The following is a 26,416-nucleotide window of genomic DNA, read 5'->3' on the forward strand; positions in this document are numbered from 1 at the left end:
TGGCTGATATGCCGAGATTTTTTTGTGATTGGGTTCATTTTCGAACGTACATTTTATTTCCGCGGCGTCCCCGGCCTGGCCTGACGCCATCGGGTGAGCAGACCCTCCGGTACCTCCTCGGCCGTCAACGCGAACACCAGGTGGTCACGCCACGCACCGTCGATGTGGAGATAGCGCGGCCGCGTACCCTCTTCGCGAAATCCGAGTTTCTCCACGACCCGCCGGCTCGGGATGTTCTCCGGGCGGATGCACACCTCGACCCGGTGCAGACCGACATGGCGGAAGCAGTGGTCGACGGCGAGCGCGACGGAGGTCGGCATGACCCCGCGTCCGGCGACCGCCTGGTCGACCCAGTAGCCGACGTGAGCGGAGCACATCGAGCCCCATGTGACGCCCGCGACGGTCAACTGACCGGCCAGCCGCCCCTGGTACTCGATGACGAAGGGCAGCATGCGGCCCGCCGTCGCCTCCGAGCGCAGGTGGCGCACCATCTGACGGTACGTGGGGCGCTGGGCGAGATGGCCGGGTGGCGCGGGCGGCACGGTGGCCTCCCAGGGCCGCAGCCAATCGCGGTTGCGGCGGTTGACCTCGCGCCAGGAGCGCTGGTCGCGCATCCTGATCGGGCGGAGGGTGATGTCACCGTCCACCAGCTCGGCCGGCCAGGACGCGTTCAGCTCGCCCCTCTTTTCTGGCCGGGGGCCCCGGATCGGGGGTGGTCGCCGCCGCGGATCTGCTCGACGGCGTGGACGAGGAGCGGGGCGAGCACGCCCAGGCCGTCCTTGACGCCGCCGGTCGAGCCCGGGAGGTTCACCACCAGGGTGCCGCCCGCGACGCCCGCGACGCCACGCGAGAGCACCGCGGTGGGCACCTTCTCCCGCCCGGCGGCCCTGATCGCCTCGGCGATGCCGGGGATCTCGTACTCCAGCACCTCGCGGGTGGCCTCGGGCGTGCGGTCGGTGGGCGAGATGCCGGTGCCACCGGTGGTCACGACGACGTCGTAGGAGGCCGCCACGGCTTCCCGCAGGGCCAGCAGGACGGGCTCCCCGTCCGGGACGACGCGCGGCCCGTCGGTCTCGAAGCCCAGCTCGCGCAGCGCGGCGACGATCAGCGGTCCGCCGCGGTCCTCGTAGACGCCCGCGGCGGCGCGGTTCGAGGCGGTGACCGCCAGCGCCCTCACGGCCGCCGCCAGTCGCCGGACTTGCCGCCGGTCTTCGTCTCGACCCGGACGTCGGTGATGACGGCGGCCTTGTCCACGGCCTTGACCATGTCGATGACGGTCAGGGCCGCGACGGTGACCGCGGTCAGCGCCTCCATCTCGACCCCGGTGCGGTCGGTGGTCCGCACGGTTGCGGCGATCTCCACGGCCTCGTCGGTGACGGCGAGGTCGAGCGTCACCCCGGACAGTGCGAGCGGGTGGCAGAGCGGGATCAGGTCCGACGTCCGCTTGGCGCCCATGATTCCCGCGATGCGCGCGGTGGCGAGGGCGTCGCCCTTGGGGACACCTTCACCGCGCAGCAGCTCGATCACGCGCGGGGCAACGAGCACCCGCCCGGTGGCGCGGGCCGTGCGGGCGGTCACGTCCTTGCCGGAGACGTCCACCATCCGGGCCGCACCGGCCTCGTCGATGTGGGTGAGGTGCTCTTGCGCGCTGCTCATCGTTCTCCCGGTCCGGTCCTGTGGGCAGCCACCGTACCGGGAGGGCGGGTCGAAAGGGCCGCAGGGCCTTCGGCGGAAGGGCGCGGCCGGCGCTCCAGGGGCCTAATCCAGCCGGATCACGTCGACTTCCGCGCCCTTGTCGACGGAGGTGGTGTCCTCCGGGACGACGATCAGCGCGTTGGCGTGCGCGAGCGATCTGACCAGGTGCGACGCCGAGCCGCCGACGGGAGTCACCCTGCCGTTCCGGTAGTCGCCGCGGAGGAACTGCCGCTTGCCCGCGGGCGAGGACTCGATCGCGGTGTCGCAGACCGCGCGCACGACCTCGCGGTGGACGGCTCCCGCGCCCATCAGCGTCCGGATCGCCGGGCGCACGAAGAGCTCGAAGGAGACGTACGCGCTGACCGGGTTGCCGGGCAGGGCCAGCAGCGGGGTGCGGTCGGGGCCGATACGGCCGAAACCCTGAGGCTTGCCGGGCTGCATGGCGAGGCGGCGGAAGTCGACGCGGCTCTCGTCGTCCTCGATGGAGGCGAGCGCCTCCTTGACGACGTCGTACGCCCCGACGCTCACGCCACCGCTGGTGACGATGATGTCGGCCCGGATGAGCTGGTCCTCGATCGTGGCACGCAGAGTCTCGACGTCGTCGGCGACGGCGCCTACCCGGTACGCGATGGCGCCCGCGTCCCGCGCGGCGGCGACCAGGGCGAAGCTGTTGGAGTCGTGGATCCGGCCGGGGCTCAGCTCCTCGCCGGGCTGGACGAGCTCGCTGCCGGTCGACATCACCACGACGCGGGGGCGCGGGCGCACCCGGACGCTGCCGCGGCCGATGGCGGCCAGCAGACCGATCTGCGGCGGGCCGAGGATCGTGCCGGCGGCGAGCGCCAGCTCCCCCGCGGCGACGTCGCTGCCGCGGGCCCTGACGTACTGGCGCGCCTCGACGGGACGGTGCACCCTGACCTCGCCACTGGCGCCCGCCGGGTCCGAACTGTGCGAGCGCATGGTGGTGGCCGGGCCGCCGCCGGTGCCCGCGTCGGTCCACTCCACGGGGACGACCGCCTCCGCGCCGGGCGGCAGCGGGGCGCCGGTCATGATGCGGGCGGCCTGGCCGGGACCGACGGTGGGCAGGTGGTCGCTGCCCGCCGCGACGTCGCCGATGACGGTCAGGACCGCGGGTTGCCCGTCAGTGGCCCCGTCCGTGTCCGCGGTGCGGACCGCGTAGCCGTCCATCGAGCTGTTGTCGAAGGGCGGCAGCGCCACGGGAACGGTGACGTCCTCGACCAGGACGCAGCCCTGGGCGTCGAGGAGTTGCAGCTCGATCGGCTCCAACGGGGACAACTGCCCGAGGATGTTGTCGAGGTGCTCGGAGACAGACCACGTCCGGTCGGTCACGGTGCTCAATCTTGCATCTCCTCGGTCACGTACGAACGGAGCCAGGTCCGGAAGTCCGGGCCCAGGTCTTCACGTTCGCACGCGAGTCTGACAATCGCCCGCAGGTAGTCGGCGCGGTCGCCGGTGTCGTAGCGGCGGCCGGTGAAGACCACGCCGTGCACCGGCCCGCCGTCGTCGTCGCGGTGGGACATCTCCCGCAGCGCGTCGGTGAGCTGGATCTCCCCGCCGCGGCCGGGCGGCGTCTTCTTGATGGCGTCGAACACCGCCGGGTCCAGCACGTACCGGCCGATGATCGCGTACGCGGACGGCGCCTCACCCGGCGCGGGCTTCTCGACCAGGTTTGTCACGCGCACCACGTCGTCCTCGCCGGTGGGCACGATCGCCGCGCAGCCGTAGAGGTGGATCTGTGCGGGGTCGACCTCCATCAGCGCGATGACGCTGCCGCCGAACCGCTCCTGCACGTCGATCATGCGCGACAGCAGCGGGTCGCGCGGGTCGATCAGGTCGTCACCCAGCAGCACCGCGAAGGGCTGGTCGCCCACGTGCGGCTCCGCGCACAGCACCGCGTGCCCCAGACCCTTCGGGTCGCCCTGCCGCACGTAGTGCATCGTGGCCAGGTCGCTGGACTCGCGCACCCGCGCCAGGCGCGACTCGTCGCCCTTGCGGGTCAGCGCCTCCTCCAGCTCGTAGTTGCGGTCGAAGTGGTCCTCCAGGGCGCGCTTGTTCCGCCCCGTGATCATCAACACATCGCTGAGGTCGGCGGCTCGCGCCTCCTCCACCACGTACTGGATCGCCGGCTTGTCGACGACGGGCAGCATCTCCTTGGGCGTGGCCTTGGTGGCCGGCAGGAACCGGGTACCGAGCCCCGCCGCCGGGATGACCGCCTTGGTGATCCGAGTACGTGCTTGAGTCATGCCGTGCACCATAACCGCTGGGTGTGAGATGAAGATGAAGTTCCGGTTGATAACGGCTGATAGGCGGCGGTAGTGCGGGATACGAGCGACGGTCACGGCGCCAAGGCCGAGTTGCGCGCCGAGCTGCTGCGCCTGCGGCGCGGGCTGACGCCGCAGGCGCGCGGGGCGGCGGCCCGCGCGCTGGCGGACCGGGTGGCTGACCTGCCTGAAATCCGCACCGCCGGCACGGTCGCGGCCTATGTCTCGATGGGCACGGAACCCGGCACCCGCGAGGTGATCGACGCGCTGCGCGCCGCCGGCACCCGCGTACTCCTGCCCGTACTCATGGCCGATAACGACCTGGACTGGGCGGCGTACGAGGGGTCGGAGGCGCTGCGGCGCACGGAGCGGGGGCTGTTCGAGCCGACCGGGGCGCACCTGGGAACCGAGGCGGTGACGCGCGCCGAAGCCGTGCTGCTGCCGGGGCTCGCGGTGGACGGGGACGGCCTGCGGCTGGGACGCGGCGGGGGCTCGTACGACCGCGTGCTGGCGCGGCTGCGGCGGGCCGGCCGCGAACCGGCCCTCATGGTGCTGCTGTACGCGAACGAGGTGGTCGCCCGGGTCCCGAGGGAACCGCACGACCACCCCGTGCACCTCGCGGTGACCCCCGAGGGGATCCACCGCTTCACCGCGTGAACGCGGCAGCGGGACCTACGGTGTCAGCGCCATCTTGTCGCCGGTCGCGGCGTCCACCTTGGGTTTGGAGAAGACCCACGGCAGGAGTTCGCCCTTGGCCCACAGCGCCGTCTGGTCGGAGTAGTGCGCGTGGTACGCGTGCCCCGAGGCGCCCGTGAGGTTGATCCAGCGGGACTTGTCGAAGTCGGCGAGGCTGACGATCATCCGCATCGACGGAACCCAGACGACGTCGTAGCCCCCGGCCGCGTTCCAGCCGGTCGCGTTGACGGCCGCCTCGCCGCCGCCGAGCTGCCACGGACCGCGGTTGAGCAGCCACTTCACGACGGCGGGACCGCCGGTGCCCAGCGTCTGGTTCCTGAGCTCCAGCTTGTGCAGCCGGCCCCAGCTCCAGGTGTCGATGTCCTTGCCGAGCTTGGCGGTCAGCTCGTACCGCGCGTCCTGCATCGCCTGCTTGAGGAGCTGGTCACGGGTGCTGTGCGCGGACGGCGCCGAGGTGCTGTCGAAGAACGCGGTCGGCGACATCGTCCACCAGGTGTTCTTCTCGTCCGGGAGGATCTTGCGGACCACCTCGAACCAGCGGTCGCCGCCGTCGGGCTGCGCCTGGTCGGCGTCACGCTCCCCGCACTCGTTGACCGTCTGGCTCTTGCCGTTGAGGTCGTCGACCGGACCGGACCGGTCCACGGCGGGCACCCGCAGGCACTGGTCCTCGGGGCGCAGCTCCTTGGGCAGCTTGTTGCCGAAGGCGAGCTTGAGGGTGTTGCGCCAGACGGCGTTGAAGTAGGCGGCGGCCGCCGAGTCGGCGTCCTGGTTGAAGTCCCAGCCCTCCAGCAGCTGCTGGGCGTCGCGGACGTAGGAGTCCTTCACGTCGACCTTGAGCAGGTAGGGCACCAGCAGCTTGGCGATCTCGCTACTGCTGTCGGACTGCATGGTCTGCATGTCGTCCATGGAGACCTTGCCGCCGTCCTTGATCTTGGACGCGATGAGGTCGTTGATGCGCTGGCTGCGGGCGCCGTAGCCCCAGTCCTTTGTCAGCATCGGGCTGTACTTGCTCTCGTTGACCACGGCCTGGTTGGCGGTGACGATGTAGCCGCGGGCCGGATCCTCGTCCCAGGGCATGGACTTGAACGGGATGTACTTCTCCCAGCGGTAGCGCGAGTCCCAGCCGGGCGCCGGGTAGCGGCCGTCACCCTGGGCGCGCACCGGGATCTTGCCCGGGGCCTGGTAGCCGATGTGGCCCTGCTGGTCCGCGTAGATCAGGTTCTGCGACGGGACCTCGAAGTCCGCCGCCGCGGCCCGGAACTGGTCGAAGTTCTGCGCCTTGTTGATCCCGAAGACCGCGTCCATGCTCTTGCCGGGATCGAGCGCGGTCCACCGCAGCGCGACCGCGTAGCCGCCGCTGCGGTCGGGGGCGGCGTCCTGCACAGGCGCCGTCTCGCCGACCTTCAGCAGCTCGTCCGAGCGGTCCGAGATGATCGGGCCGTTGTTGGTGGTGCGCACGACGATCTCGCGGTCGGCGCCGCCCGCGACCTTGATGGTCTCCTTGCGGGTCGTGAACGGCTTCTGCTTACCGTCGTAGAGGTAGCTGTCCGCGGTGACCTTCTCCAGGTAGAGGTCGGTCACGTCGGCGCCGAGGTTGGTCATCCCCCAGGCGATGTTCTGGTTGTGGCCGATGACGACGCCGGGCATCCCGGAGAACGTGTAACCCGCCACGTTGAACGGGCAGGCCGGACCGACGGTGCGGCAGTGCAGCCCCATCTGGTACCAGAGGGACGGCATCTGGGGTGCCAGGTGCGGGTCGTTGGCCAGCATCGGCTTGCCGGTCGTCGTGTACGTGCCGGAGACGACCCAGGAGTTGGAGCCGATGCCGTTGCCGGACGGGCCGAGCAGGTTGGGCATCTTGTCGATGATCTCGGAGAGCCCGGAGAGCTGCGTGTTCAGGGCGCCGGCGCCGACAGGTGTGCCGCCGCCGGCTTTGGCCGGCGCGTACTTGTCGGTGATCGGGTCGAGTTTGCCGCCGTCGACGATCGGCTGGTGCCGCTGGTACGGGTAGCCGGGGTAGAGCTGCTCTATCTGGTCGCTCTTGAGCCGGCTCGTCATCAGCGCGCGGTCGATCTCGTCCTGCATGTTGCCGCGCAGGTCCCACGCCATGGCCTTGAGCCAGGCGACGGAGTCGACCGGGGTCCACTGCTCGGGCTTGTAGTCGTTGGAGAACGACAGGGCCGCGTACTCGACGGACAGGCTCGCGCCGCTGTGGTCCTTCAGGTACGCGTTGACGCCCTCGGTGTACGCCTGCAGGTACTTCTTGGTGGTCGCGTCGAGCTTGGAGTCGTACTCCTTCTGCGCGATGTCGCGCCAGCCGAGCGTGCGCAGGAACGCGTCGGTCTCGACCTGCCCGGAGCCGAACATCTCCGACAGACGGCCCGAGGTGAGGTGACGCCGGACGTCCATCTCGTAGAACCGGTCCTGCGCCTGGACGAAGCCCTGGGCCCTGAAGAGGTCTTCGGAGGTGTCCGCGTAGATCTGCGGGATGCCCTTGCTGTCGCGTTCCACGTCGACGGGCGCGGTCAGGCCCTTGAGTTTCAGTGATCCGGTGGTCTCGGGGAACGAGGCGCGCACGGTGCTGACGCTCCAGTACGACCCGTATCCGATGCCCCCCACCAGCAGGACCACGAACGCGATCACAAAGAGGCGAAGGCGGCGGGACTTCTTCTTGGCGGGCATCTCTGTCCTTCGAGGGGCAGGGTGGACCGGGTGCTCTTGGTGCTGGATTGGTGCTGGAGCAACCATAGGCGCAGCGATCGGGGCACCCCTACGCGGAGTCATCGTTGACCGCGGAAGTTCAAGTACCGGTAAAATGTTAGGCAAGGCAATGAACTTCTCCCAGGCCTTCGAGGAAGGACCGTGCCCTGACTGTCCACCGTCTCAATGAACTCCTGTTGATCGGCGCCCTCGTGCTGCTCATCGCGGTGATCGCCGTGCGACTGGCGTCCCGCAGCGGCTTGCCCACTCTGCTCATCTACCTCGGCATCGGCGTCGCGATCGGCCAGGACGGCCCGTTCGGCTTTACCTTCGACGACGTCCAGCTGACCCAGGTCCTGGGATATGCGGCACTTGTGGTGATTCTTGCCGAAGGTGGACTCGGCACGAAGTGGCAGGAGATCAAACCGGTGGTGCCCGCCGCCGCGGTGCTGTCGACGTTCGGCCTCATGCTGAGCGTCTTCATCACGGCGGGCGCGGCCCACTACCTGGTGGGTCTGGACTGGCGGCAGGCACTCATCATCGGGGCGGTGGTCTCGTCCACCGACGCGGCGGCGGTCTTCTCGGTACTGCGCAACGTGCCGCTGCCGAAACGAATCACCGGGGTGCTGGAAGCCGAGTCCGGCTTCAACGACGCCCCTGTCGTCATCCTCGTGGTGGCGTTCTCGTCGGCGGGACCGGTCGACCACTGGTACCTGCTCCTCGCCGAGATCGCGATGGAGCTGGTGATCGGCGCCGCGATCGGCATGGCGGTCGGCTGGCTGGGCGCCTACGCGCTGCGGCACATCGCGCTGCCCGCCTCCGGCCTCTACCCGATCGCGGTGATGGCCATCGCGGTCTTCGCCTACGCCGCCGGCGCGACGGCCCACGGTTCCGGATTCCTCGCCGTCTACATCGCCTCCCTGATACTGGGCAACGCCAAACTGCCGCACCGGCCGGCCACGAGGGGCTTCGCCGAAGGGCTCGGCTGGATCGCGCAGATCGGCCTCTTCGTCCTGCTCGGACTGCTCGTCACGCCGCACGACCTCGGCGACGACATCCTGCCCGCCCTGGTCATCGGCCTGATCCTCACCGCCGTGGCCAGACCGCTGTCGGTCACCGCGAGCCTGGCGCTGTTCCGCGTCCCCTGGCGGGAGCAGGCGCTGATGTCCTGGGCCGGGCTGCGCGGCGCCGTGCCCATCGTGCTGGCCACGATCCCGATGGTCGCGGGCGTGCCCGACAGCCGCCGGATATTCAACATCGTCTTCATCCTGGTGATCGTCTACACCCTGGTGCAGGGCCCGACCCTGCCGTGGCTCGCCCGGTGGCTGCGCCTCGGCGTCCGCGACGGGGCGGCCGACCTCGGCGTCGAGTCGGCGCCGCTGGAACGGCTGCGCGGCCATCTGCTCTCGGTCTCCATCCCGGAGGAGTCCCGGATGCACGGAGTCGAGGTCAGTGAGCTGCGGCTGCCGTCCGGGGCGGCCGTCACCCTCGTGGTGCGGGACGGGGCGAGCTTCGTACCGCTGCCGAACACGGTGCTGCGGCGCGGCGACGAGCTGCTGGTCGTCGCCACCGACCCGGTGCGGGACGCCGCGGAGCGGCGACTGCGGGCGATCGGGAAGGGCGGCAAGCTCGCGAACTGGCTGGGTGACGGGTGATCCGGGGTGATCCCGGCGTGATCCGGGGTGGTCCCATCCGGGGCGATCCCGGGGCGGTCCGGGGTGATCCGGGTGATCCCGGGGTGGTCCGGGGTGGTCCGGGGTGGTCCCGGCTTGGTCCCGGGGTGAGGGAGGTCTCAGCGGGAGGCGGGCGCTTCAAGGGACGCGTGGCACGGGGTGCCGTTAGGATGGCTCGGTATGTGTTGAGTACATAGACCTCTGTCTGACGCAGAGCTGGCGCGACGGGACGGCCTCGGCCGACACCGTGTCTTGCGCGAGCGGACAGCTCTCGGCGCCATCCGTGACGGATGCGCTACCAGACAGCACAAAGGACCAAGCCGTGGCATCCACGGTGAACCAGCCGGACAGCCCCGCCACCAAGCGGCCCGGATACGGACAACTCCTGCGCACACCCCGCGCCTGGACGTTCCTGCTGCCCGGATTCGCGGCCCGGCAGCCCTTCGCGATGCTCACCATCGGCATCGTGCTGCTCGTCGAGAACACCACCGGCTCGTACGGCACGGCCGGCGCCGTCGCGGCGGTGACCGGCGTCTCCATGGCGATCTTCGCCCCGCAGAACGGCAAGCTCGCCGACCGTTTCGGGCAGAGCGCCATCCTGCTGCCGGGCGTCCTCGTGCACACGGCCTCCGTCGTGCTGCTGACCGTCCTGGCCCTGTCGAACGCCCCGCTGTGGGCACTGTTCGCGGCGGCCGTGCCGGCCGGCGCCTCGGTGCCGCAGATCGGGCCGATGGTCCGGGCACGGTGGGCCGGGATGCTTGGGGGCACCTCCCAGGCCGCAGGCTCCGGGGGAGGCTCGCCTCTCATGTCGACCGCGGCGGCCTTCGAATCCGTGACCGACGAGTTCACCTTCGTCATCGGCCCGGTGCTGGCCACCGCGCTGTGCACGGGTGTGCACCCGGCGGCGGGCCTGATCGCCGAGGCCACCCTCACTCTGGTCGGCGGCCTGCTCTTCGCGGCGCAGCGCGGCACCGCCCCGGCGCCCAACAGGGCCGTCGACGGGGTCCGCGCGAAGCACGTCTCGGCGCTGACCATCCCGGGCGTCAGGGCGCTGGCCGTGGCCTTCCTCGGCATCGGCGCGGTCTTCGGCGGCATGCAGGTCGGGCTGACGTCCTTCACGGAGGAGATCGGCCGCCAGGGCATCGCCGGGCTGCTGTACGGCACCTTCGCGGCGGGCAACATGCTGGCCGGGGTCGTCTGCGGTGCCATCGCCTGGCGCCGCAGCCCGCAGGGCCGGCTGCTGATCGCCTACGCCGCGCTGGCGCTCGCCTGCTCCGCGCTGTGGGCCGTCCACTCGGTGCCGCTGCTCGGCGCGCTCGGCCTGCTCATCGGTCTGTGCATCGCCCCAGCCCTGATCACCGGCTACACCCTGATCGAGTCCCTGGTGCCGGCGACCTCCCGCACCGAGGCCTTCACCTGGCTGACCGGGTCGGTCGCGTTCGGGCAGGCCATCGCGGTGACGGCCGCCGGACAGCTGGCCGACCGGGTCAGCGCGAGCGCCGCCTTCGTGGTGCCGCTGGCCGGTACGGCGCTGGCTCTAGCCACCCTCGTGGCGCTGCGCAAGCGGCTCAAACCACACTCGGAGGGGCGGATCGTCCAGGCGTCGACACGTGGGATGGGTCACCGCGTGCCGGTCACGGTGGACTGACGCGGCGGAATGCTGCACTATTGAACGTCGTTAGCACTCATCGAGTGAGAGTGCCAGGAGGATCAAGTGCCGACGTACCAGTACCAGTGCACCGAGTGCGGCGAGGGCCTCGAGGCGGTGCAGAAGTTCAGCGATGACGCTCTGACCGTTTGCCCGAACTGCAACGGACGCCTGCGCAAGATCTTCTCGGCGGTCGGGGTCGTGTTCAAGGGTTCCGGTTTCTACCGGACCGACAGCCGGGGCTCGTCCTCGGCGAGCACCCCCGCGGCCAAGAGCAGCTCGGATGCGAAGCCTTCGACGACGTCCGCGCCGTCCTCGGCCTCCTCGTCGAGCAGCTCCTCATCCGGTTCGAGCAGCTCTTCCAGCGGGTCTTCCGCAGCCTGATCGCCGTACACGGGTGAGCCTCCAGGGCTTACGCGTCGATGACGGACCCCGCCGATCCAGTCGGCGGGGTCCTCGTCGTATCCGGGCGCCGTTAGGGTGATCCGCATGGTGGAGAGCAGCGGTACGCGGGCCGACATCGGCGTCATCGGCGGGTCCGGTTTCTACTCGTTCCTCGAGGATGTGACCGAGATCACGGTGGAGACCCCCTATGGTCCGCCGAGCGACTCGCTCTTCCTCGGCGAAGTGGCCGGGCGGCGGGTGGCCTTCCTGCCGCGACACGGCCGCGGGCACCACCTGCCGCCGCACCGCATCAACTACCGCGCCAACCTGTGGGCGCTGCGCTCGGTCGGCGCGCGCCAGGTGCTCGGCCCGTGCGCGGTGGCCTCGGCCCGTGCGCGGTGGGCGGCCTGCGCGCGGAGTTCGGCCCCGGCACCCTGCTGGTGCCCGACCAGCTCGTGGACCGCACGAAATCGCGCGTCCAGACGTACTTCGACGGTGAGGCGCTGCCGGACGGCAGCCGGCCGAACGTCGTGCACGTGTCGCTGGCCGACCCGTACTGCCCGGTGGGACGCCGGGTCGCGGTGGACACCGCGCGGGCGGGCGGCTGGGAGGCGGTCGACGGCGGGACGCTCGTCGTCGTCGAGGGGCCCCGGTTCTCCACCCGCGCGGAGTCGCGGTGGCATGCGGCGCAGGGCTGGTCGGTGGTCGGTATGACCGGGCACCCCGAGGCGATCCTCGCCCGGGAACTCGGGCTCTGCTACACGTCCCTGACGCTGGTGACGGACCTGGACGCGGGCGCCGAGACGGGCGAAGGCGTCTCGCACGAGGAGGTCCTGGAGGTCTTCGCGGCGAACGTCGACCGGATGCGGACCGTGCTGTTCAACGTGGTCGGCGGTCTGCCGCCGATCGCGGAGCGGAAGTGCCTGTGCGTGGACCCGTGGGGCGGGCAGGAGCCGGGGATCGCGCTGCCGTAGGGGTCCGGTGGCTCGCGGGGTCGGTGGGTCGCGGGGACGGCGGGTCGCAGGCGGCGGGTCGCGGGGACGGCGGTTCGCGGGCGACGGTTCGCGGGGTCGGTGGCTCGCGAGGTCTGTGGGTCGCGGGCGGCGGTTCGCGGGCGACGGTGGTCTCACCCGCGCGGGTGACGGCACTTCTCCACCGCCGATGAGTTATCCACAGGCCTGGAACTGCCGACGGCGGGATGCGGGATCGTAGAGGTCTCAGCCGCGGGGGCCCATCCGGATCTCCGCGGAGATCCTCCGAGGCGGTGACTCCCATGCCTGCTCCTGCCGATCCCGAACCCGACAGCGACCCCGGCCCCTCCCCCACCGCGGCCGCGCCCGCGCCCGCCCACGCCCTCCCCGATTCGTACGCGCTGCCGCGCCGCCCGGTGCCGTCCTTCCCACCGATCCGGGCCGGCCGCGGTCGCGGGCGGATCCGGCTGTGGACGGCGCCGCACCGTGGACGGCGGTTGGTGGCCGCGGGGCTGGCGATGACCGCCGCCGTGCTGGCGACCACCGTGCCGCACCGTCAACTCCCCTGGTGGTGAAGCGGTGTTGACTCACCCTTTCGTGTGCACGGATTGGACACCCCGCTCCCGGAATGCCGTAGGTTGCGGCACTTGCTGTGCCGTCGACCGTGCGTGCGGAAAGAGAGAATCCATTGAGCGACGAGAAGCAGGGCGGGGTCCTGAGCGGCTTCAGGGAATTCCTGATGCGCGGGAACGTGGTCGACCTGGCCGTCGCCGTCGTCATCGGCGCCGCGTTCACCTCGGTGGTGAACTCCGTGGTGAAGGGCATCATCAATCCGCTGGTCGGCGCCTTCGGCACCAAGGACCTGGAGCACTACCGCTCGTGCCTCAAGGGCCCGTGCGCGGTGAACGACGCGGGCGACGCCGTGAGCGGTATCCCGATCCTCTGGGGCACGGTGCTCAGCGCGGTCCTCACGTTCCTGATCACCGCCGCGGTGGTCTACTTCCTGATGGTGCTGCCGATGTCCCGATACCTGGCCAGGAAGGCCGCGCGGGACCGGAAGGCGGCTGTTGTGCACGCGGAGGCCGAGGCCGCCGAGGTGGCGCTGCTGCGCGAGATCCGGGACGTGCTGGTGGCGCAGCGCGGCTGAGTCAGATGTGGTGCGGGGGCTTCTCGTCGAGGAAGCGGGCGAGATCGTCGCCCCCGCCGCCGGACGGCCGCTCGCCCCAGCCCCGGTCCGTGTCGTCGGACGACTGCCGGCTGAGCGGGTCGTCGAAGACGAGCGCGGCGGCCGGGTCGCGCCGCGGCTTCTCGGGCCGCGCCGCGGGCTGGGGGTCGGACTGGGGTACGGGAGCGGTGCTCATGCTTCCAGGGTACGGCGGCGGGCCCGCGGGACCGGTTGGGGCCGTCCTGTCACGGGCACGTGCCCCGTCCCACCCGGGCCCCCGTCCCGCCCGAGGCCCCGTCCCGCCCGGGCCCCCGTTCCCGCCCGAGGCCCCGTCCCGCCCGGGCCCCCGTTCCCGCCCGGGGCCCCGTCCCGCCCGGGCCCCGTCGCAGCTCGTCGCGTCAGCGGTCCTTCGGATCGAGCAGCCAGATACCCAGCACCACGAGGAAGGAGACCGAAAGGAAACCGGCACACCACCAGGCGATCGTCGTGTCGCCCCGCATCCACTCGTTGACGGCGGTCGACAGCGCCCACAGCTGGCCGATGACGACCGTGATCGCCAGCATCAGCCGGGCGGAGAGTTTGGCGGAGCGTTCCGGGTCCTGGTCGGTGCCTGCGCCGGGGCCGGGGCCGGTGTGGCGCACGCGGGGGTCGCCGTAGCCGCTGGTCGGGCGGATCTGCGGGTAGCGCTCGCGCACCGGCCGGTTCAGCCGCGGCTGGTCGCTGCCCGGGTGGTAAGGCGGCGGGGTGTCCGTCATACGCGTCCTTCCTCGGTGGTGAGGCCCTTCGCCCGGGCGCCCGGGCAGCCGAGTTGGGCCGCCACCTCGGGGCGGGACTGCCGCAGCTCGCGGCAGAGCCCTTCCTCGGCGCTCTCTCCGGAGCGGGCGGTGCCGACCGCCCAGACGCTGCCGTCCGTGCGCTCGACGAGGACCACTTTGGGCAGTCCGCGTGGTGGCGGGCCGGCGGTGACGTCGCCGGTGCGGGCGTCGAAGACTCCCTCGTGGCATGGGCAGTACAGCTCGCCCTCGCTGCCCCGCTCCTTCCGCCACAACACCGCGCAGGCCAGGTGGGTGCAGATCGCGGAGTAGCCGACGAGCGTGCCGTCGGTCATCCGTACCGCGACCGCCCGGTCGTCCTCGCCCGGGTAGCGGAAGGCGAGGGACTGACCGCGTTCGATGCGGTCGGCGATCTTCTTCGGGTCGGCCGTGCCGTCACCGTGCCGGTGCAGCACTCCCGCCGCGACGGCCACCCCGCCGACGGCGAGACCGCCGGAGACGGTGGCGACGATCCGCAGGTAGTCGCGGCGGGTGGTCAGCGAGTCGGCGCTGATCCGGTCGCGCAGCGCGTCCTGCTCCGGGTCGGGGTGCGCGCCCGGCTGCCCAGTGGTGGTCGTCATCGGACATCGACCCCGTTCACCTGGACGATCGGCAGCCCGCCGGGCACCGGCCACCGCACCTTGTCCGCCGGGACGACCATCGCCACCCCGGTCTTCACCATCACGTCGCCGAACGCGAAGGAGTCGGCGACCTCGACACCGGGCCGCTCGGCCTGCAACTCCTCGAGCGTTCCGTAGAACAGCGCGCCGGTCGGGCAGACCGTGGCGCACATGGGGGCGAGGCCGTACTCGGTGCGGTCGTAGCAGAGGTTGCACTTCATCTGGAGCTTCGCCTGCAGATCGATCTTCGGGATGCCGAAGGGGCAGGCGTTGACGCAGTTGGCGCAGCCGATGCAGCGGGTCAGGTCCGCCTCCTGCACCACCCCGTCGGGGGTGATGAGGATCGCGTCGGCCGGGCAGACCTCGGCGCAGGGCGCGACGGGATCCTCGCAGTGCATGCAGACGCTGGGAAGGGAGGCGACGCTGAGCCCCTGGTCGGGGTAGTCGAGGTGGATCATCGACTTGCCCCGGTGCGAGTCGCATTCGCGGCAGGCGGAGACGCAGGCCTGGCAGCCGATGCAGCGGCCCGGGTCGATGAAGATCGTCCGTCCCATCATGGCCGGATCAGCTCCTTTCCGACGTGCCCCGGCCCTGGGGGGCCGTGGGCGGGAAGGGTTCGGTGCGCGATACCTGCGTCTCCGGATAAGCCTCGCGGCCCGGCGGCACCGGTGGCGCGGGGACCTGGTCGAGCGCTTCGGCGGCTTCGACCCGGGCGGCGCAGACCTTGTACTCCGGGATTTTGGAGCGGGGGTCGAGGGCGTCGATCGTGAGCACGTTCGCCGCCGTGGGGGCGGGCCAGTGATAGGGGATGAAGACCGTGTCGGGACGGATCGAGTCGACCACCAGCGCCGGGTACACGGTGCTGCCGCGGCGGGTGACCACCCGCACCGGGTCACCGTTGCGGAAGCCGTGCGAGGGGTGCACCTCGACCCAGGGGCGCGGGGTCTGCTCGACCAGGGCGCCCAGCCTGCGGGTCTGGTTGCCGGACAGGAAGTGCGCGACGGTACGGCCGGTGGTGAGCGAGAGCGGGAACTCGTCGCTGTACGGGTCCATCGGCGGATGCCACTCCACGACCTGCAGATGGATCATGCCGTCCTCGTGGTACGTCCTCCCGTTCTCGAACAGCCGCGGGGTGCCGGGATGATCGGTGGAAGGGCAGGGCCACGCGATGCCGCCGGTCTCCTCCAGCCGCTCGTAGGTGATGCCGTAGTAGTCGTTGACGGTGCCGGCGGACGCGATCCGCAGCTCGTCGAAGACCTCGCGGGAGCCCGCGAAGGCGAACTTGTCGCCCTCGCCGAGCCGTCGGGCCAGCTCGCACATCACCCACGTGTCGGTCCGCACCCCGGGTGGCGGGTCCTGCGCCTTGTTGTGCTTGACGACGCGTGCCTCGGCGTTGGCCATCACGCCCTCGTCCTCCGCCCAGGTGGTGACGGGGAAGACGACGTGCGCGTTCTCGGCCGTCTCGGAGAGGAAGAAGTCCAGCTGGGCGTGGAACTCCAGCTTGTCGTAACCGTCCTTGACGACCTGGTGGTTCGGGAGGGAGACGAAGGGGTTGTTGCAGGTGCCGATGAGGCCGCGGATCTCACCGCGCCGCATCTGGTAGACCATCTCCATCATGGAGGTGCCGGCCTGCGGCAGTTCGGACTCCTCGATCCCCCAGATCTCACAGATCTGCCGGCGGTGCTCCGGGTTCAGGATCGAGCGCCCACCGGGCAGCAGGTCGGACTTCTGACCGTGCTCGCGGCCGCCCTGCCCGTTGCCCTGGCCGGTGATCGTCCCGTAGCCGGCACCCTGCCTGCCGATGTTCCCGGTGGCGACGCACAGGTTGATGATGCTGAGGCAGTTCTCGACGCCCTGGCTGTGGTGCTCGACGCCGCGCGCGTGCCAGGCCATCGCGTTCTCCGCGCCGCCGAACAGCCGCGCCACCTGCTCGACGTGGTCGACCGTCACCCCGCACGTCTCGGCGGCCCGCTCCGGCGGGTAGCCGGCGACGGCCGCACGGACCTGCTCCCAGCCGGTGGCGTGCGCGGCGAGGTACTCCTCGTCGACGAGCCCCTCACGGATCACCACGTGCAGCACGGCGTTGAAGAACGCCGAGTCGGTGCCGGGCCTGATCGGCACGTGCAGGTCGGCGGTGCGGGCGATCGGGGTCTCGCGCGGGTCGATGACGATCAGCTTCGCGCCCCGGTCCCGCGCTCCCCAGATGTACTGGGTCATGACGGGGAAGCACTCGCCGACGTTCGACCCGGCGATGAGCAGGCAGTCGCTCAGCAGGATGTCGGAGAACGGGTTGCCGGCCCGGTCGATCCCGAAGGCCAGCTTGTTGGCGCCCGCCGCGCTGACCATGCAGAGCCGGCCGTTGTAGTCGACGTGCTTGGACTTCAGCGCCACCCGGGCGAACTTGCCGACCAGATACGTCTTCTCCGAGAACAGACTCGCGCCGCCGAGCATCCCGAAGGAGTCGTGGCCGGTCTCCCGCTGGATCCGGCGGATCTCCGAGACGGTGAAGTCCAGCGCCTCCTCCCAGCTCGCCTCCCGCAGCGGCTCCTCACGCGAGCGCCGCAGCAGCGGAGCGGTCAGCCGGTCGGGGTGGTTGACCTGCTGGTACGCGCTGATGCCCTTGGGGCACAGCCGCATCCGGTTGATGTCGTGGTCGCGCGGCTCGACGCCGAAGACCTTGCCGTGCCTGTCCACCCGCAGGTACATCCCGCACTGCACTCCGCAGAAACAGCAGTGCGTGGGCACGAGCGTCTCGCCGTTCTGGTCGGCGTGCCACTTGTCGGCCGGGATGCCGCCCGCGTCGCGGAACCCGCGGGTGCCGGGCGGGGCGATGGCCGGGTCGATCGGCAGGGGCGGCCTGGTCGGCGTGTCCGTCACTTGAAGCCCCGCTTCACCTGGGAGAGGTAGGCGCTGCCGCGCAGCGCCCGCTTGCAGCGCGGGCAGTACTCGGCCCATGCGTCGAAACCGAGGTTCAGATCGCGCATCGTGCCGCGCAGGTTCTCGACATACGGGGCGGTGTCGATCGGCTCTCGGCAGCGCCGGCAGTGGAAGACCTTCTCGTCCTGCCGGGCGGTGTACTTGAACAGCTGCATGCCGACGGCGGCGGGGCGCTGCACGATGTGGAAGAACTTCCCGAAGGGGATGTAGATGAGGGTGAAGACCACCGACACCATGTGCAGCAGCGCCAGGAACTCGTAGCCGCCGCCGTGCAGCAGCACGCTGGAGAAGGTCAGCAGGAGTCCGGTGACGGAGATGGTGATCAGCGCGATGAGCGGGACGAAGTCGTACGCGAAGCGCTGCCCGGTGATCGCCCCGCGGTCCTTCATCCGGCGCCAGAGGAAGTAGCCGGCGCCGGGGATGACCAGCACCGCGGCGAGGTCGAGGCCGTGGAACATCGCCCAGCCGAAGAACGACGCGGAGTCGTAGCCGAGCACCTTGACGCCCCACAGCCGCATCTCGTAGCCGGGTCCGGACCCGGTGCCGGACGTGAAGGTGAACCAGCCCCAGGTGAGCGGAAAGGTGATCACCGCGGCGAGGAGGCAGCCCCAGAACATCAGTTGGTGCGCGAGCCAGCGGCCGTGCGAGCGCGCGCCCAGGAACTTCTGGAAGCCCAGGTACGTGATGATCATCTTCGGCAGCGCGGTGGGCGCCCTGCGGAAGTTCGCGACGGAGAAGAAGCTGCGCCGGCCCTGCCGGAACAGCCGTCGGGCGGCGGGCGCCGAGACCCAGACCGTATAGCGGTAGGTGACGCCGAAGGCGAGGAAGACCGTGGCGACCGTGTACGGGATCAGCGCGGAGTCGAAGTCCTCGAGCCCACGGCTGCCGAGCACGATGGCGGCGAGCAGCAGGACGGCGACGGCGGTGGCGACGAGCGAGGCCCGGGTGGTCGGCGACCGCCCGGCCGTACCGGAACCCGCGGGCGGCGGCCCGGCCGAGGCGCCGGCCACGGCGGTGGCCGTGCCGCCACCCCCGGCCGCCGGAGTCTGCGCCGTGGGAGGTTCGGGTTGCTGCACGGGCTGGCTCCGTTCGACTGCGCACCTGCCGGACGGCGGGATCCGATCGTAGGCAATCTACGGACAAACCGTGCATAAGGTAGTGATTGGTGCCCTGATGGACTACAGGACACCCGTCACCGCGTCCCGGCAGCCTGATCTGGACGCAGCAGCGCCGGCGCCCCCAAGCGTCGGCGGGGAGAAACCCCAAGCGCCGGTTTGGGAGAGCCCTGCGGCTATACCTGGGCCATGGAACTCGACATCGACCGGCGCGACCCGGTGTACCGGAACTGGCTCAAGGACGCCGTCGGCAAGGTGCAGGCCGACGCCAACCGGTCCGCCGACACCCACCTGCTGTCGGTGCCGCTGCCCACCGAGTGGGGCATCGACCTGTACCTGAAGGACGAGTCGACGCACCCGACCGGCTCGCTCAAGCACCGGCTGGCCCGCTCACTGTTCCTGTACGGGCTGTGCAACGGCTGGATCCGTCCCGGGGCGCCGGTGATCGAGGCCTCCAGCGGCTCGACGGCGGTCTCCGAGGCGTACTTCGCGAAGCTGATCGGGGTGCCGTTCATCGCCGTCATGGCGAAGAGCACCGTGCGCTCCAAGATCGACCTGATCGAGTTCCACGGCGGCCGATGTCACCTCGTCGACGACCCCTGCGAGGTCTACGAGGTGGCGGTGCGGCTCGCGGCCGAGTCCGGCGGCCATTACATGGACCAGTTCACGTACGCCGAGCGCGCCACCGACTGGCGCGGCAACAACAACATCGCGGACTCGATCTTCCGACAGCTGGCGCTGGAGCGGCACCCCGTCCCCGCCTGGATCGTCGCGACCGCCGGCACCGGCGGGACGTCCGCGACCATCGCCCGCTACGTCCACTACACCCAGCAGGACACCGGGGTCTGCGTCGCCGACCCGGAGAACTCCGCGTTCTTCCCCAGCTGGCGGTCGGATGACCCGACCGTCGTCACCGACCGCGGCTCCCGCATCGAGGGCATCGGCCGCCAGCGGGTGGAGCCGAGCTTCGTCCCCGGGGCGATCGACCGCATGATGCGGGTGCCGGACGCCGCCTCCGTCGCCTGCGTCCGCGTGCTGGAACGGCTGCTGGGGCGCAAGGCCGGCGCCTCCACCGGCACCGGGTTGTGGGCCGCGTTCCGGATCATCTCCGACATGCGGGCGGCCGGCGAACAGGGCAGCGTCGTGGGCCTGTTGTGCGACCCGGGCGAGCGGTACCTGGAGAAGTACTACTCGGACGACTGGCTGGCCGCGCAGGGCATCGACATCGCCCCGTTCACCGCGCGCGTCGAGCACTTCCTCGTGACGGGTGAGCTGAGCACCGTGCCGGCCGCCTGACCCGTCGGAAAGGGCGCCGTCAGCCGTCCGTGCGCAGCCGCAGCGCCGCGAGCGGCACGAAGCCGAGACCGGTGGAGCCGTCGGTGTCGTCGGACCCCGACAGCCGGCGCAGCATCGCCAGCGCGATCCGTTCGCCCTGCACCTTGGCGTGGTCGGCGCGGGGACCCGCGTACAGCCCGTCGACGGACGCCCGCCACAGCTGGACCCAGCGGCCGAAGTGCTCGGCGGTCATCGGCCGGGTGTCGTGCAGGGCGGCGTGCGGGGTGAAGGCGTTGCCGTGGTACGCCACCGTGCGGAGCAGGGCGCGTTCCCAGAAGTCGGTGATCCTGGGCAGGTGCGCCTCCAGGTCGAGGCCCGCGATCTCGGTGAAGTACGGGCCGATCAGCCGGTCGGCGAGCGCCGCCTCGTAGAAGCGGCGCAGCAGCCTGACGAGGTCGGCGCGATCGGTGATGTCGGGCGAGGGATTGACCATGATCCTTCCAGGGTCCCGGTGGGGCGGACCGGCCGCCAGGGCCGAAAGACCGGGATACGGCAGCGTGCCATGGTGTTCCCCGCATACGTTCTGACGCAAGGTGGCCTCCATGAGCAACCCTGCCGGCGCCGCGTTCCGCCGCATGACCGCACGGCGCCGTGACGAAGCACACCGTGCCTCGACGCCGCTCGAGCTCTTCTTCGACCTCTGCTTCGTGGTCGCCATCGCGCAGGCCGGCGCCCGGCTGGTGCACGCACTGGCCGCCGGCCACCCCGGCAACGGGGTCGTCGGCTATCTGCTGGTCTTCTTCGGCATCTGGTGGGCCTGGATGAACTTTTCCTGGTTCGCCTCCGCCTACGACACGGACGACGTGCTGTACCGGATCAACACGCTGGTGCAGATCACCGGTGTCCTGGTGTACGCGGCGGGCGTGCCGCGCGCCTTCGACGACGGCGACTGGACGATCGCGGTGATCGGCTACTCGGTGATGCGGTTGGCGCTGGCCACGCAGTGGCTGCGGGCCGCGCACGGTGAGACCGGCGACGCACGCGGCTGCGCGCTCCGCTACACCGTCGGCGTCACCGTCTGCCAGATCGGTTGGATCGGGCTGCTCTTCGTGCCCGACGGGGCGAGGGTGTGGACCTTCCTCGGCATGGTCCTCGCCGAGCTGTCCGTCCCGCTGTTCGCCGAGCGCCACCACCCGACCACCTGGCACCCGGGGCACATCGCCGAGCGGTACGGCCTGTTCACCATCATCGTGCTCGGCGAGACGATCGCGGCGGCGACCGTCGCCGTGCAGTCCGCGCTCGACGAGCACGAGGCGGTCACCGAGCTGCTGCCCATCGCGGGCGGCGGGCTGCTGATCGTCTTCGCGGCCTGGTGGATCTACTTCGCCGTGCCCATTGAGGAGCACCTGACCTCGAACCGCGAGGCGATCCCCTGGGGGTACGGCCACTACATCGTGTTCGTCTCCGCCGCGGCGATCGGCGCCGGCCTCGAAGTGGCCGTGGAGCAGAGCGTCGGAAAGGCGGAGATCTCGGCGCGGGCCGCCTCGGCGGCGGTGACCGTGCCGACCGCCGTCCTGTTCTTCACCGTCTGGCTGCTGCACTCCCGGCACTACAAGCGCGGCGCCGCCCAGCAACTCGTCCTGCCGGTCGCCTCGTTGCTGATCCTGGCCTGCACGTTCTGCGGGGCGGCCGCGGTGTTGCTGGCCGGGGCGGTGTCGGCGCTGGCCGTCGCGGCGGGGGTCACGCTGGTGCGCCGCAACGCCTCCGCGACGGGCTCCGTGACGGCCTGAGCCGCGTCACAGGCCCGTGGCGCCGAGCAGTGATCCCGCCGCGTACGTGACGGCCATCGCCGCCGCCCCGCCCGCCATGTTCCGCAGGACGGCGGGGCGGGCCGGCGCACCGCCGAGCCGCGCGCTCTGCCACCCGCACAGCGCGAGCGCGATCAGCACCGCCACCACCGTGACGGACAGCCGCAGCGGCGGGGGCAGCAGCACGATCGCCAGCAGCGGCAGCAGGGCTCCCGCCGTGAACGCGGCGAAGCTCGCGCCCGCCGCGTGCCACGGATTGGTCAGCTCGTCGGGGTTGATGCCGAGTTCGACCCGGGCGTGGGCGCCGAGCGCGTCGCGTTCGGTGAGCTGCTCCGCGACCTCGCGCGCCAGCTCCCGCGTCAGTCCGCGGTCCTCCAGCAGACCGGTGAGCTCGTCGAGTTCCGCCCTCGGCTCGGTGGCCAGCTCCTCGCGCTCCATGGCCAGGGCGGCCTGTTCGGAGTCGCGCTGGGTGCTGACCGACACGTACTCCCCCGCCGCCATCGAGAGCGAGCCGGCCAGCAGCCCGGCCAGCCCGGCGGTCAGGAGCGCCGAACGGGAGTCGGTGGCGCCGGCCACGCCGACGACCAGCCCGGCCGTCGACACGACTCCGTCGTTGGCGCCGAGCACCCCCGCCCGCAGCCAGTTCAGCCGGCTCGCGAGCCCGCCCTCGTGGTGCGGCTCACCGTGCTCCGCCCGGGTGCCGCCGCCCCGCCCACCGCTCTGCCCGCCGTCGCTCATGCCGCGAGGGTCTCATTCACGACGGCCGCATGCGGTCAGGCCGCGACGGGTGTCCTGGCGTCGTCCGGCACGGGCAGCGCCGTCTCGGGCTTCGCGGACCCGCGCACCCCCTTCAGCAGGACGACGAGTGCCGCCGTGACGACCGTCCCCGCCGCGACGGCGACCAGGTACAACCACGGGTTGCCGATCAGCGGCACCACGAAGATGCCGCCGTGCGGGGCGCGCAGGGTGCAGCCGAAGGCCATCGACAGGGCGCCGGTGATCGCGCCGCCCACCATCGCCGACGGGATGACCCGCAGCGGGTCGGCCGCCGCGAACGGGATCGCGCCCTCGGTGATGAACGACGCGCCCAGTACCCAGGCCGCCTTGCCGTTCTCGCGCTCCGTACGGGTGAAGAGCCGGCCGCGGACGGTCGTCGCCAGCGCCAGTCCCAGCGGCGGCACCATGCCCGCCGCCATCACGCACGCCATGACCTTCAGGCTGCCGTCGTTCGGGTCGGCCAGCCCGCCGACGGCGAAGGCGTAGGCGACCTTGTTCAGCGGGCCGCCCATGTCGAAGCACATCATCAGGCCGAGGACGACGCCGAGGATGATCGCGTTCGAGCCCGTCAGGCCGTTCAGCCAGTCGGTGAGACGTTCCTGCAGCCAGGCGATCGGCTTGCCGACCACCAGGAACATCAGGAAGCCCACCACCGCGGCGGAGACCAGCGGGATCACCACCACCGGCATGATGCCGCGCAGCACCGGCGGGATCGCGATCCGCTGGATCGCCATGACGACGGCGCCCGCGAGCAGACCGGCGACCAGGCCGCCCAGGAACCCCGCGTTGATCGTCAGCGCGATGGCGCCGCCGACGATGCCGGGGACCAGCCCCGGCCGGTCCACCATCCCGAACGCGATGTACCCGGCCAGGATCGGCACGAGGAACGTGAACGCGGTGTCGCCGATCTGGAAGAGCAGCGCCGCCCAACTCGCGCCCTCGTTCCAGACGAAGTGCTCGGCGACCGAGGGCGCGGCGTTGATCTCGTAGCCGCCGATGGCGAAGGCGAGCGCGATCAGCAGCCCGCCCGCGGCGACGAACGGCACCATGTAACTGACGCCGGTCATCAGCCACTTGCGCAGCCGCGTGCCGAAGGCTTCGCCCGACTCGACGGAATCGTCGGCGGAGGCGGTGTCCGCTCCGGCCGGCGAGTGCGCCGCGGCCGTCACCTCGCCGCGCTCCGCCTTTCCGCGCGCCTCGGCGATGAGCTCCGGCGCGCGGCTGATGCCCGCCTTCACCCCGACGTCCACCGTCGGCTTCCCCGCGAAGCGCTCCTTGTCGCGGACCTCGACGTCATGGGCGAGGATCACCGCGTCCGCGGCGTCGATCGCCGCCTTCGGCAGCTTCTTGAAGCCGGCTGAGCCCTGGGTCTCGACGATGATCTCCACACCGGCCTCCCGGGCGGCGTTCTGCAGGGATTCCGCCGCCATGTACGTGTGCGCGATGCCCGTCGGGCACGACGTCACCGCCACGACGCGCAACGGCCGCTCCGGCGGGACGTCGCTCGGGGCGGCCTCCGCCTCCTGCACGACGGGGCCACCCGCGATCAGCGCCGCGGCCGTCGCCGGGTCGACGGCCGCGCGCAGGGCGGCCGTGAACTCCGGGTCCATGAGGCGACGGGCGAGGGCGGACAGGATCGTCAGGTGGTCGGTGTCGGCTCCCGCCGGTGCCGCGATGAGGAAGACGAGGTCGGCGGGGCCGTCCGGGGCGCCGAAGTCGATGCCGGACCCGCTGCGGCCGAACGCGAGGGTCGGCGCGGCGACATGCTCGCTGCGGCAGTGCGGGATCCCGATGCCGCCGTCGAGGCCGGTCGGCATCTGGGCCTCGCGCGCGGCCACGTCCGCGAGGAAGCCCTCCAGGTCGGTGACGCGTCCGGCGGCCACCATCCGCTCGGCGAGCGAACGTGCCGCCGCTTCCTTGCTCTCGGCGGCCAGGTCGAGATCGACCAGCTCGGCGGTGATCATTTCACTCATCGCGCGGCTCCATTGCTCGCGTCCCCGCCCTGCGGGCGGAACGGACTGTGGGTGGAACGGACTGTGGGTGGAACGGGTATTGCGGTTGACAGGCCGAGCGCCGAACCGGCGCCCCTCGGGCGGGCGCCCCTCATGCCGGCGCCCCTTGGGCGGGCGCCCCTCATGCCGGCTCCCGCAGCGGGCGGGAGAGCGGGACGTCAGCGGTCACGGTGACCGCCGGCGGGTCGAGGTCCGCCGGCGCGGGCATGGCGCTGCCCGGCAGCTGAACGGCGGCCGCCCCGTGGGCGACGGCCGACGCGAGCGCCGCCCCGCCGTCGCCGCCCGCGGCGAGGAACCCCGCCAGCGAGGCGTCCCCGGCACCGACGTTGCTGCGGACCGCCGCGACCCGCGCGTGCCCGAAGTACGAGCCCGAGTCGTCGACGAGCAGCTGCCCGTCCGCACCGAGGCTGGCCAGCACCGCCCGCGCGCCCAGGGCGCGCAGTTCCTCCGCCGCCCGCAGCACGTCACCGACGGTCGCCAGCGGCCGGCCGACGGCCGCGGCCAGTTCCTCGGCGTTGGGCTTGACGACGTCGGGGTGCAGCGCGAGCGCGGCGAGCAGCGAGGGGCCCGAGGTGTCCAGGGCGACCCGGGCGCCCGCCCGGTGGGCGCGGGCGACGAGTTCGGCGTACCACTCGGGCGGCAGCCCGCGCGGGAGGCTGCCGCAGCAGGCGATCCACCGGGCGTCGGCGGACCGGGCGCCGACCGCGTCCAGCAGCGCCTCGGACTCGGCGGGGGTGAGCGCGGGCCCGGCCGCGTTGAGCTTGGTCAGCGTGCCGTCCGGTTCGGCGACCGAGACGTTCACACGGGTCGAGCCGGCGATGGCGACGCCGGCGACCTCGATGCCCTGCTCCTCCAGCAGCCGGCCGAGCAACGTGCCCTCGGGGCCGCCCATTCGGCAGCACCGCGACCGTGGGCTGCCCGGCGGCGGCCACCGCCCGCGAGACGTTGACGCCCTTGCCGCCGGGATCGACCCGATCGGCGGTGGCCCGCAGTACGGCTCCGCGTTCGAGCGCGGGGATCTCGTACGTACGGTCCAGGCTCGGGTTCGGGGTGACGGTCACGATCATGCGCGTACTACTTCCGTGCCCGCGCTCTCGATCGCGCGGGCCGCTTCGGGGTCGAGTCCCTGATCGGTGATGAGCAGGTCGACATGGGAGAGGTCTCCGAAGCGCGCGAAGTTCCGCTGCCCGTACTTCGAGGAGTCGGCGAGCAGCACGACGCGGCGCGCGCCGGCGATCATGGCCCGCTTCACGGCGGCTTCCGCGAGGTCCGGGGTGGTGAGCCCGCCGTCGGCGGAGAAGCCGTTCGCGGCGAGGAACAGCACGTCGGCGTGGATCTCGCCGTAGGCGCGCAGCGCCCACGCGTCCACGGCGGCGCGGGTGCGGTGCCGGAGCCGGCCGCCGACGAGGTGGAGGGTGAGCTCCGGGTACTCCGACAGGCGCGCGGCGATCGGCAGGGCGTGCGTCACCACGGTCAGGCGCGAGTCGATCGGGAGGACGGCGGCGAGCCGGGCCGCGGTGCTCCCGGCGTCGATGACGACGGTGCCCTCGGCGGGCAGTTCCGCCAGGGCGGCGCGCGCGATCCGGTCCTTCTCCTCGGCCGCGGTCGCCTCGCGCTCGGCGAGGTCGGGCTCGAAGTCGAGCCGTCCGGCCGGGATGGCCCCGCCGTGCACGCGCTGGATCACTCCGGCCCGGTCCAGCGCCTTGAGGTCGCGGCGGACGGTCTCCGGTGTGACGTCGAACTCCTCGGCCAGCGAGAGGACGTCGACGCTGCCGAGCTCGCGGGCCCGCCGCAGGATCTCTTGCTGCCGTTCCGGGGCGTACATGTGGTTCTGCCTCCGACTCATGCC

The 26,416-nt window shown here is 71.6% G+C and carries 24 protein-coding genes and 2 pseudogenes; 9 read left to right on the plus strand and 17 right to left on the minus strand.

Annotated elements, in window-relative coordinates:
- Window positions 1-53: 53 nt before the first annotated feature.
- The 5 genes from M2266_RS14610 to galU form a co-directional block, all read right to left on the minus strand.
- Complete coding sequence (locus M2266_RS14610; protein WP_277441206.1) at window positions 54-674, minus strand: GNAT family protein; 621 nt, start codon at window positions 672-674, stop codon at window positions 54-56.
- The gene (locus M2266_RS14615) at window positions 671-1,177 is read right to left on the minus strand and encodes a MogA/MoaB family molybdenum cofactor biosynthesis protein (RefSeq protein WP_277438590.1); all 507 of its coding nucleotides are present in this window, start codon (window positions 1,175-1,177) and stop codon (window positions 671-673) included. The genes M2266_RS14610 and M2266_RS14615 overlap by 4 nt, the downstream gene beginning before the upstream one ends.
- Complete coding sequence (moaC, locus tag M2266_RS14620) at window positions 1,174-1,656, minus strand: cyclic pyranopterin monophosphate synthase MoaC (RefSeq protein ID WP_277438591.1); 483 nt, start codon at window positions 1,654-1,656, stop codon at window positions 1,174-1,176. Before moaC ends, M2266_RS14615 begins: the two co-directional genes overlap by 4 nt.
- Window positions 1,657-1,758: 102 nt before the next feature.
- On the minus strand, window positions 1,759-3,042 hold the full coding sequence (glp, locus tag M2266_RS14625) for a gephyrin-like molybdotransferase Glp (RefSeq protein ID WP_277441207.1): 1,284 nt from the start codon (window positions 3,040-3,042) through the stop codon (window positions 1,759-1,761).
- A 5-nt stretch (window positions 3,043-3,047) separates the two neighbouring features.
- Window positions 3,048-3,956 (minus strand): UTP--glucose-1-phosphate uridylyltransferase GalU, encoded by a 909-nt coding sequence (galU, locus tag M2266_RS14630; protein WP_277438592.1) that lies wholly within the window; start codon window positions 3,954-3,956, stop codon window positions 3,048-3,050.
- Between the two features lie 72 nt (window positions 3,957-4,028).
- Here galU and M2266_RS14635 point away from each other — a divergent pair, with 72 nt between their 5' ends.
- Window positions 4,029-4,631, plus strand: a complete 603-nt coding sequence (locus M2266_RS14635) for a 5-formyltetrahydrofolate cyclo-ligase (RefSeq protein ID WP_277438593.1) — start codon at window positions 4,029-4,031, stop codon at window positions 4,629-4,631.
- Window positions 4,632-4,646: 15 nt separating this feature from the next.
- Here M2266_RS14635 and M2266_RS14640 read toward each other — a convergent pair whose 3' ends face one another.
- Window positions 4,647-7,352: a penicillin acylase family protein gene (locus M2266_RS14640; protein ID WP_277438594.1), complete on the minus strand. Its 2,706-nt coding sequence runs from the start codon at window positions 7,350-7,352 to the stop codon at window positions 4,647-4,649.
- 215 nt (window positions 7,353-7,567) lie between these two features.
- Here M2266_RS14640 and M2266_RS14645 point away from each other — a divergent pair, with 215 nt between their 5' ends.
- The 6 genes and pseudogenes from M2266_RS14645 (at window position 7,568) to mscL (ending at window position 13,193) form a co-directional block, all read left to right on the plus strand.
- Window positions 7,568-9,025 (plus strand): potassium/proton antiporter, encoded by a 1,458-nt coding sequence (locus M2266_RS14645; protein WP_277438595.1) that lies wholly within the window; start codon window positions 7,568-7,570, stop codon window positions 9,023-9,025.
- A gap of 340 nt (window positions 9,026-9,365) precedes the next feature.
- Window positions 9,366-10,691: an MFS transporter gene (locus tag M2266_RS14650; protein ID WP_277438596.1), complete on the plus strand. Its 1,326-nt coding sequence runs from the start codon at window positions 9,366-9,368 to the stop codon at window positions 10,689-10,691.
- A 66-nt stretch (window positions 10,692-10,757) separates the two neighbouring features.
- The gene (locus M2266_RS14655; RefSeq protein WP_277438597.1) at window positions 10,758-11,075 is read left to right on the plus strand and encodes an FmdB family zinc ribbon protein; all 318 of its coding nucleotides are present in this window, start codon (window positions 10,758-10,760) and stop codon (window positions 11,073-11,075) included.
- A gap of 105 nt (window positions 11,076-11,180) precedes the next feature.
- Window positions 11,181-12,049 (plus strand): annotated as a pseudogene (locus M2266_RS14660) (S-methyl-5'-thioadenosine phosphorylase).
- Window positions 12,050-12,348: 299 nt separating this feature from the next.
- Window positions 12,349-12,621 carry a hypothetical protein gene (locus tag M2266_RS14665; RefSeq protein ID WP_277438598.1) on the plus strand — a complete coding sequence of 91 codons (273 nt, stop codon included), beginning with the start codon at window positions 12,349-12,351 and terminating at the stop codon, window positions 12,619-12,621.
- Window positions 12,622-12,734: 113 nt separating this feature from the next.
- Window positions 12,735-13,193 carry a large conductance mechanosensitive channel protein MscL gene (gene mscL, locus M2266_RS14670; protein WP_277438599.1) on the plus strand — a complete coding sequence of 153 codons (459 nt, stop codon included), beginning with the start codon at window positions 12,735-12,737 and terminating at the stop codon, window positions 13,191-13,193.
- A 1-nt stretch (window position 13,194) separates the two neighbouring features.
- Here mscL and M2266_RS14675 read toward each other — a convergent pair whose 3' ends face one another.
- The 6 genes from M2266_RS14675 to M2266_RS14700 form a co-directional block, all read right to left on the minus strand.
- Window positions 13,195-13,407: a hypothetical protein gene (locus tag M2266_RS14675; protein WP_277438600.1), complete on the minus strand. Its 213-nt coding sequence runs from the start codon at window positions 13,405-13,407 to the stop codon at window positions 13,195-13,197.
- Window positions 13,408-13,609: 202 nt separating this feature from the next.
- A complete protein-coding gene (locus M2266_RS14680; protein WP_277438601.1) occupies window positions 13,610-13,966 on the minus strand; it encodes a DUF6755 family protein in 357 nt (118 codons plus the stop codon).
- Window positions 13,963-14,604 (minus strand): Rieske (2Fe-2S) protein, encoded by a 642-nt coding sequence (locus tag M2266_RS14685; protein WP_277438602.1) that lies wholly within the window; start codon window positions 14,602-14,604, stop codon window positions 13,963-13,965. The genes M2266_RS14680 and M2266_RS14685 overlap by 4 nt, the downstream gene beginning before the upstream one ends.
- Window positions 14,601-15,200 (minus strand): 4Fe-4S dicluster domain-containing protein, encoded by a 600-nt coding sequence (locus M2266_RS14690; protein WP_277438603.1) that lies wholly within the window; start codon window positions 15,198-15,200, stop codon window positions 14,601-14,603. Before M2266_RS14690 ends, M2266_RS14685 begins: the two co-directional genes overlap by 4 nt.
- 7 nt (window positions 15,201-15,207) lie before the next feature.
- Window positions 15,208-17,520 carry a molybdopterin oxidoreductase family protein gene (locus M2266_RS14695; protein ID WP_277438604.1) on the minus strand — a complete coding sequence of 771 codons (2,313 nt, stop codon included), beginning with the start codon at window positions 17,518-17,520 and terminating at the stop codon, window positions 15,208-15,210.
- A complete protein-coding gene (locus M2266_RS14700) occupies window positions 17,517-18,590 on the minus strand; it encodes an MFS transporter (RefSeq protein WP_277441208.1) in 1,074 nt (357 codons plus the stop codon). Before M2266_RS14700 ends, M2266_RS14695 begins: the two co-directional genes overlap by 4 nt.
- Window positions 18,591-18,884: 294 nt before the next feature.
- On the opposite strand from M2266_RS14700, the gene M2266_RS14705 reads away from it, so the two are divergent.
- Complete coding sequence (locus tag M2266_RS14705) at window positions 18,885-19,991, plus strand: PLP-dependent cysteine synthase family protein (protein WP_277438605.1); 1,107 nt, start codon at window positions 18,885-18,887, stop codon at window positions 19,989-19,991.
- A 19-nt stretch (window positions 19,992-20,010) separates the two neighbouring features.
- Here the strand turns inward: M2266_RS14705 and M2266_RS14710 are convergent, their stop codons facing one another.
- A complete protein-coding gene (locus tag M2266_RS14710) occupies window positions 20,011-20,463 on the minus strand; it encodes a group III truncated hemoglobin (protein ID WP_277438606.1) in 453 nt (150 codons plus the stop codon).
- Between the two features lie 109 nt (window positions 20,464-20,572).
- On the opposite strand from M2266_RS14710, the gene M2266_RS14715 reads away from it, so the two are divergent.
- Window positions 20,573-21,760, plus strand: coding sequence for a low temperature requirement protein A (locus M2266_RS14715; protein WP_277438607.1), 1,188 nt, complete (start codon window positions 20,573-20,575; stop codon window positions 21,758-21,760).
- Between the two features lie 6 nt (window positions 21,761-21,766).
- Here M2266_RS14715 and M2266_RS14720 read toward each other — a convergent pair whose 3' ends face one another.
- The 4 genes and pseudogenes from M2266_RS14720 to M2266_RS14735 form a co-directional block, all read right to left on the minus strand.
- Entirely contained in the window at window positions 21,767-22,516 is a 750-nt protein-coding gene (locus tag M2266_RS14720) for a VIT family protein (RefSeq protein WP_277438608.1), read from the minus strand.
- A gap of 35 nt (window positions 22,517-22,551) precedes the next feature.
- Window positions 22,552-24,528 carry a fructose-specific PTS transporter subunit EIIC gene (locus M2266_RS14725; protein WP_277438609.1) on the minus strand — a complete coding sequence of 659 codons (1,977 nt, stop codon included), beginning with the start codon at window positions 24,526-24,528 and terminating at the stop codon, window positions 22,552-22,554.
- A 160-nt stretch (window positions 24,529-24,688) separates the two neighbouring features.
- Window positions 24,689-25,634 (minus strand): annotated as a pseudogene (pfkB, locus tag M2266_RS14730) (1-phosphofructokinase).
- Window positions 25,631-26,392, minus strand: coding sequence for a DeoR/GlpR family DNA-binding transcription regulator (locus M2266_RS14735; protein WP_277441209.1), 762 nt, complete (start codon window positions 26,390-26,392; stop codon window positions 25,631-25,633). The pseudogene pfkB and the gene M2266_RS14735 overlap by 4 nt, the downstream one beginning before the upstream one ends.
- Window positions 26,393-26,416 lie beyond the last annotated feature (24 nt).

The organism is Streptomyces sp. SPB162 (assembly GCF_029504575.1).
Taxonomy (GTDB): domain Bacteria; phylum Actinomycetota; class Actinomycetes; order Streptomycetales; family Streptomycetaceae; genus Actinacidiphila.

Excerpts from the sequence above, each read along its gene's own strand:
- moaC (WP_277438591.1), bottom strand. The coding sequence starts at position 1,656 with ATGAGCAGCGCGCAAGAGCACCTCACCCACATCGACGAGGCCGGTGCG.
- galU (WP_277438592.1), bottom strand. The coding sequence starts at position 3,956 with ATGACTCAAGCACGTACTCGGATCACCAAGGCGGTCATCCCGGCGGCG.
- M2266_RS14640 (WP_277438594.1), bottom strand. The coding sequence starts at position 7,352 with ATGCCCGCCAAGAAGAAGTCCCGCCGCCTTCGCCTCTTTGTGATCGCG.
- M2266_RS14665 (WP_277438598.1), top strand. The coding sequence starts at position 12,349 with ATGCCTGCTCCTGCCGATCCCGAACCCGACAGCGACCCCGGCCCCTCC.
- M2266_RS14675 (WP_277438600.1), bottom strand. The coding sequence starts at position 13,407 with ATGAGCACCGCTCCCGTACCCCAGTCCGACCCCCAGCCCGCGGCGCGG.
- M2266_RS14680 (WP_277438601.1), bottom strand. The coding sequence starts at position 13,966 with ATGACGGACACCCCGCCGCCTTACCACCCGGGCAGCGACCAGCCGCGG.
- M2266_RS14685 (WP_277438602.1), bottom strand. The coding sequence starts at position 14,604 with ATGACGACCACCACTGGGCAGCCGGGCGCGCACCCCGACCCGGAGCAG.
- M2266_RS14690 (WP_277438603.1), bottom strand. The coding sequence starts at position 15,200 with ATGATGGGACGGACGATCTTCATCGACCCGGGCCGCTGCATCGGCTGC.
- M2266_RS14705 (WP_277438605.1), top strand. The coding sequence starts at position 18,885 with ATGGAACTCGACATCGACCGGCGCGACCCGGTGTACCGGAACTGGCTC.
- M2266_RS14710 (WP_277438606.1), bottom strand. The coding sequence starts at position 20,463 with ATGGTCAATCCCTCGCCCGACATCACCGATCGCGCCGACCTCGTCAGG.
- M2266_RS14715 (WP_277438607.1), top strand. The coding sequence starts at position 20,573 with ATGAGCAACCCTGCCGGCGCCGCGTTCCGCCGCATGACCGCACGGCGC.
- M2266_RS14720 (WP_277438608.1), bottom strand. The coding sequence starts at position 22,516 with ATGAGCGACGGCGGGCAGAGCGGTGGGCGGGGCGGCGGCACCCGGGCG.
- M2266_RS14725 (WP_277438609.1), bottom strand. The coding sequence starts at position 24,528 with ATGAGTGAAATGATCACCGCCGAGCTGGTCGATCTCGACCTGGCCGCC.
- M2266_RS14735 (WP_277441209.1), bottom strand. The coding sequence starts at position 26,392 with ATGTACGCCCCGGAACGGCAGCAAGAGATCCTGCGGCGGGCCCGCGAG.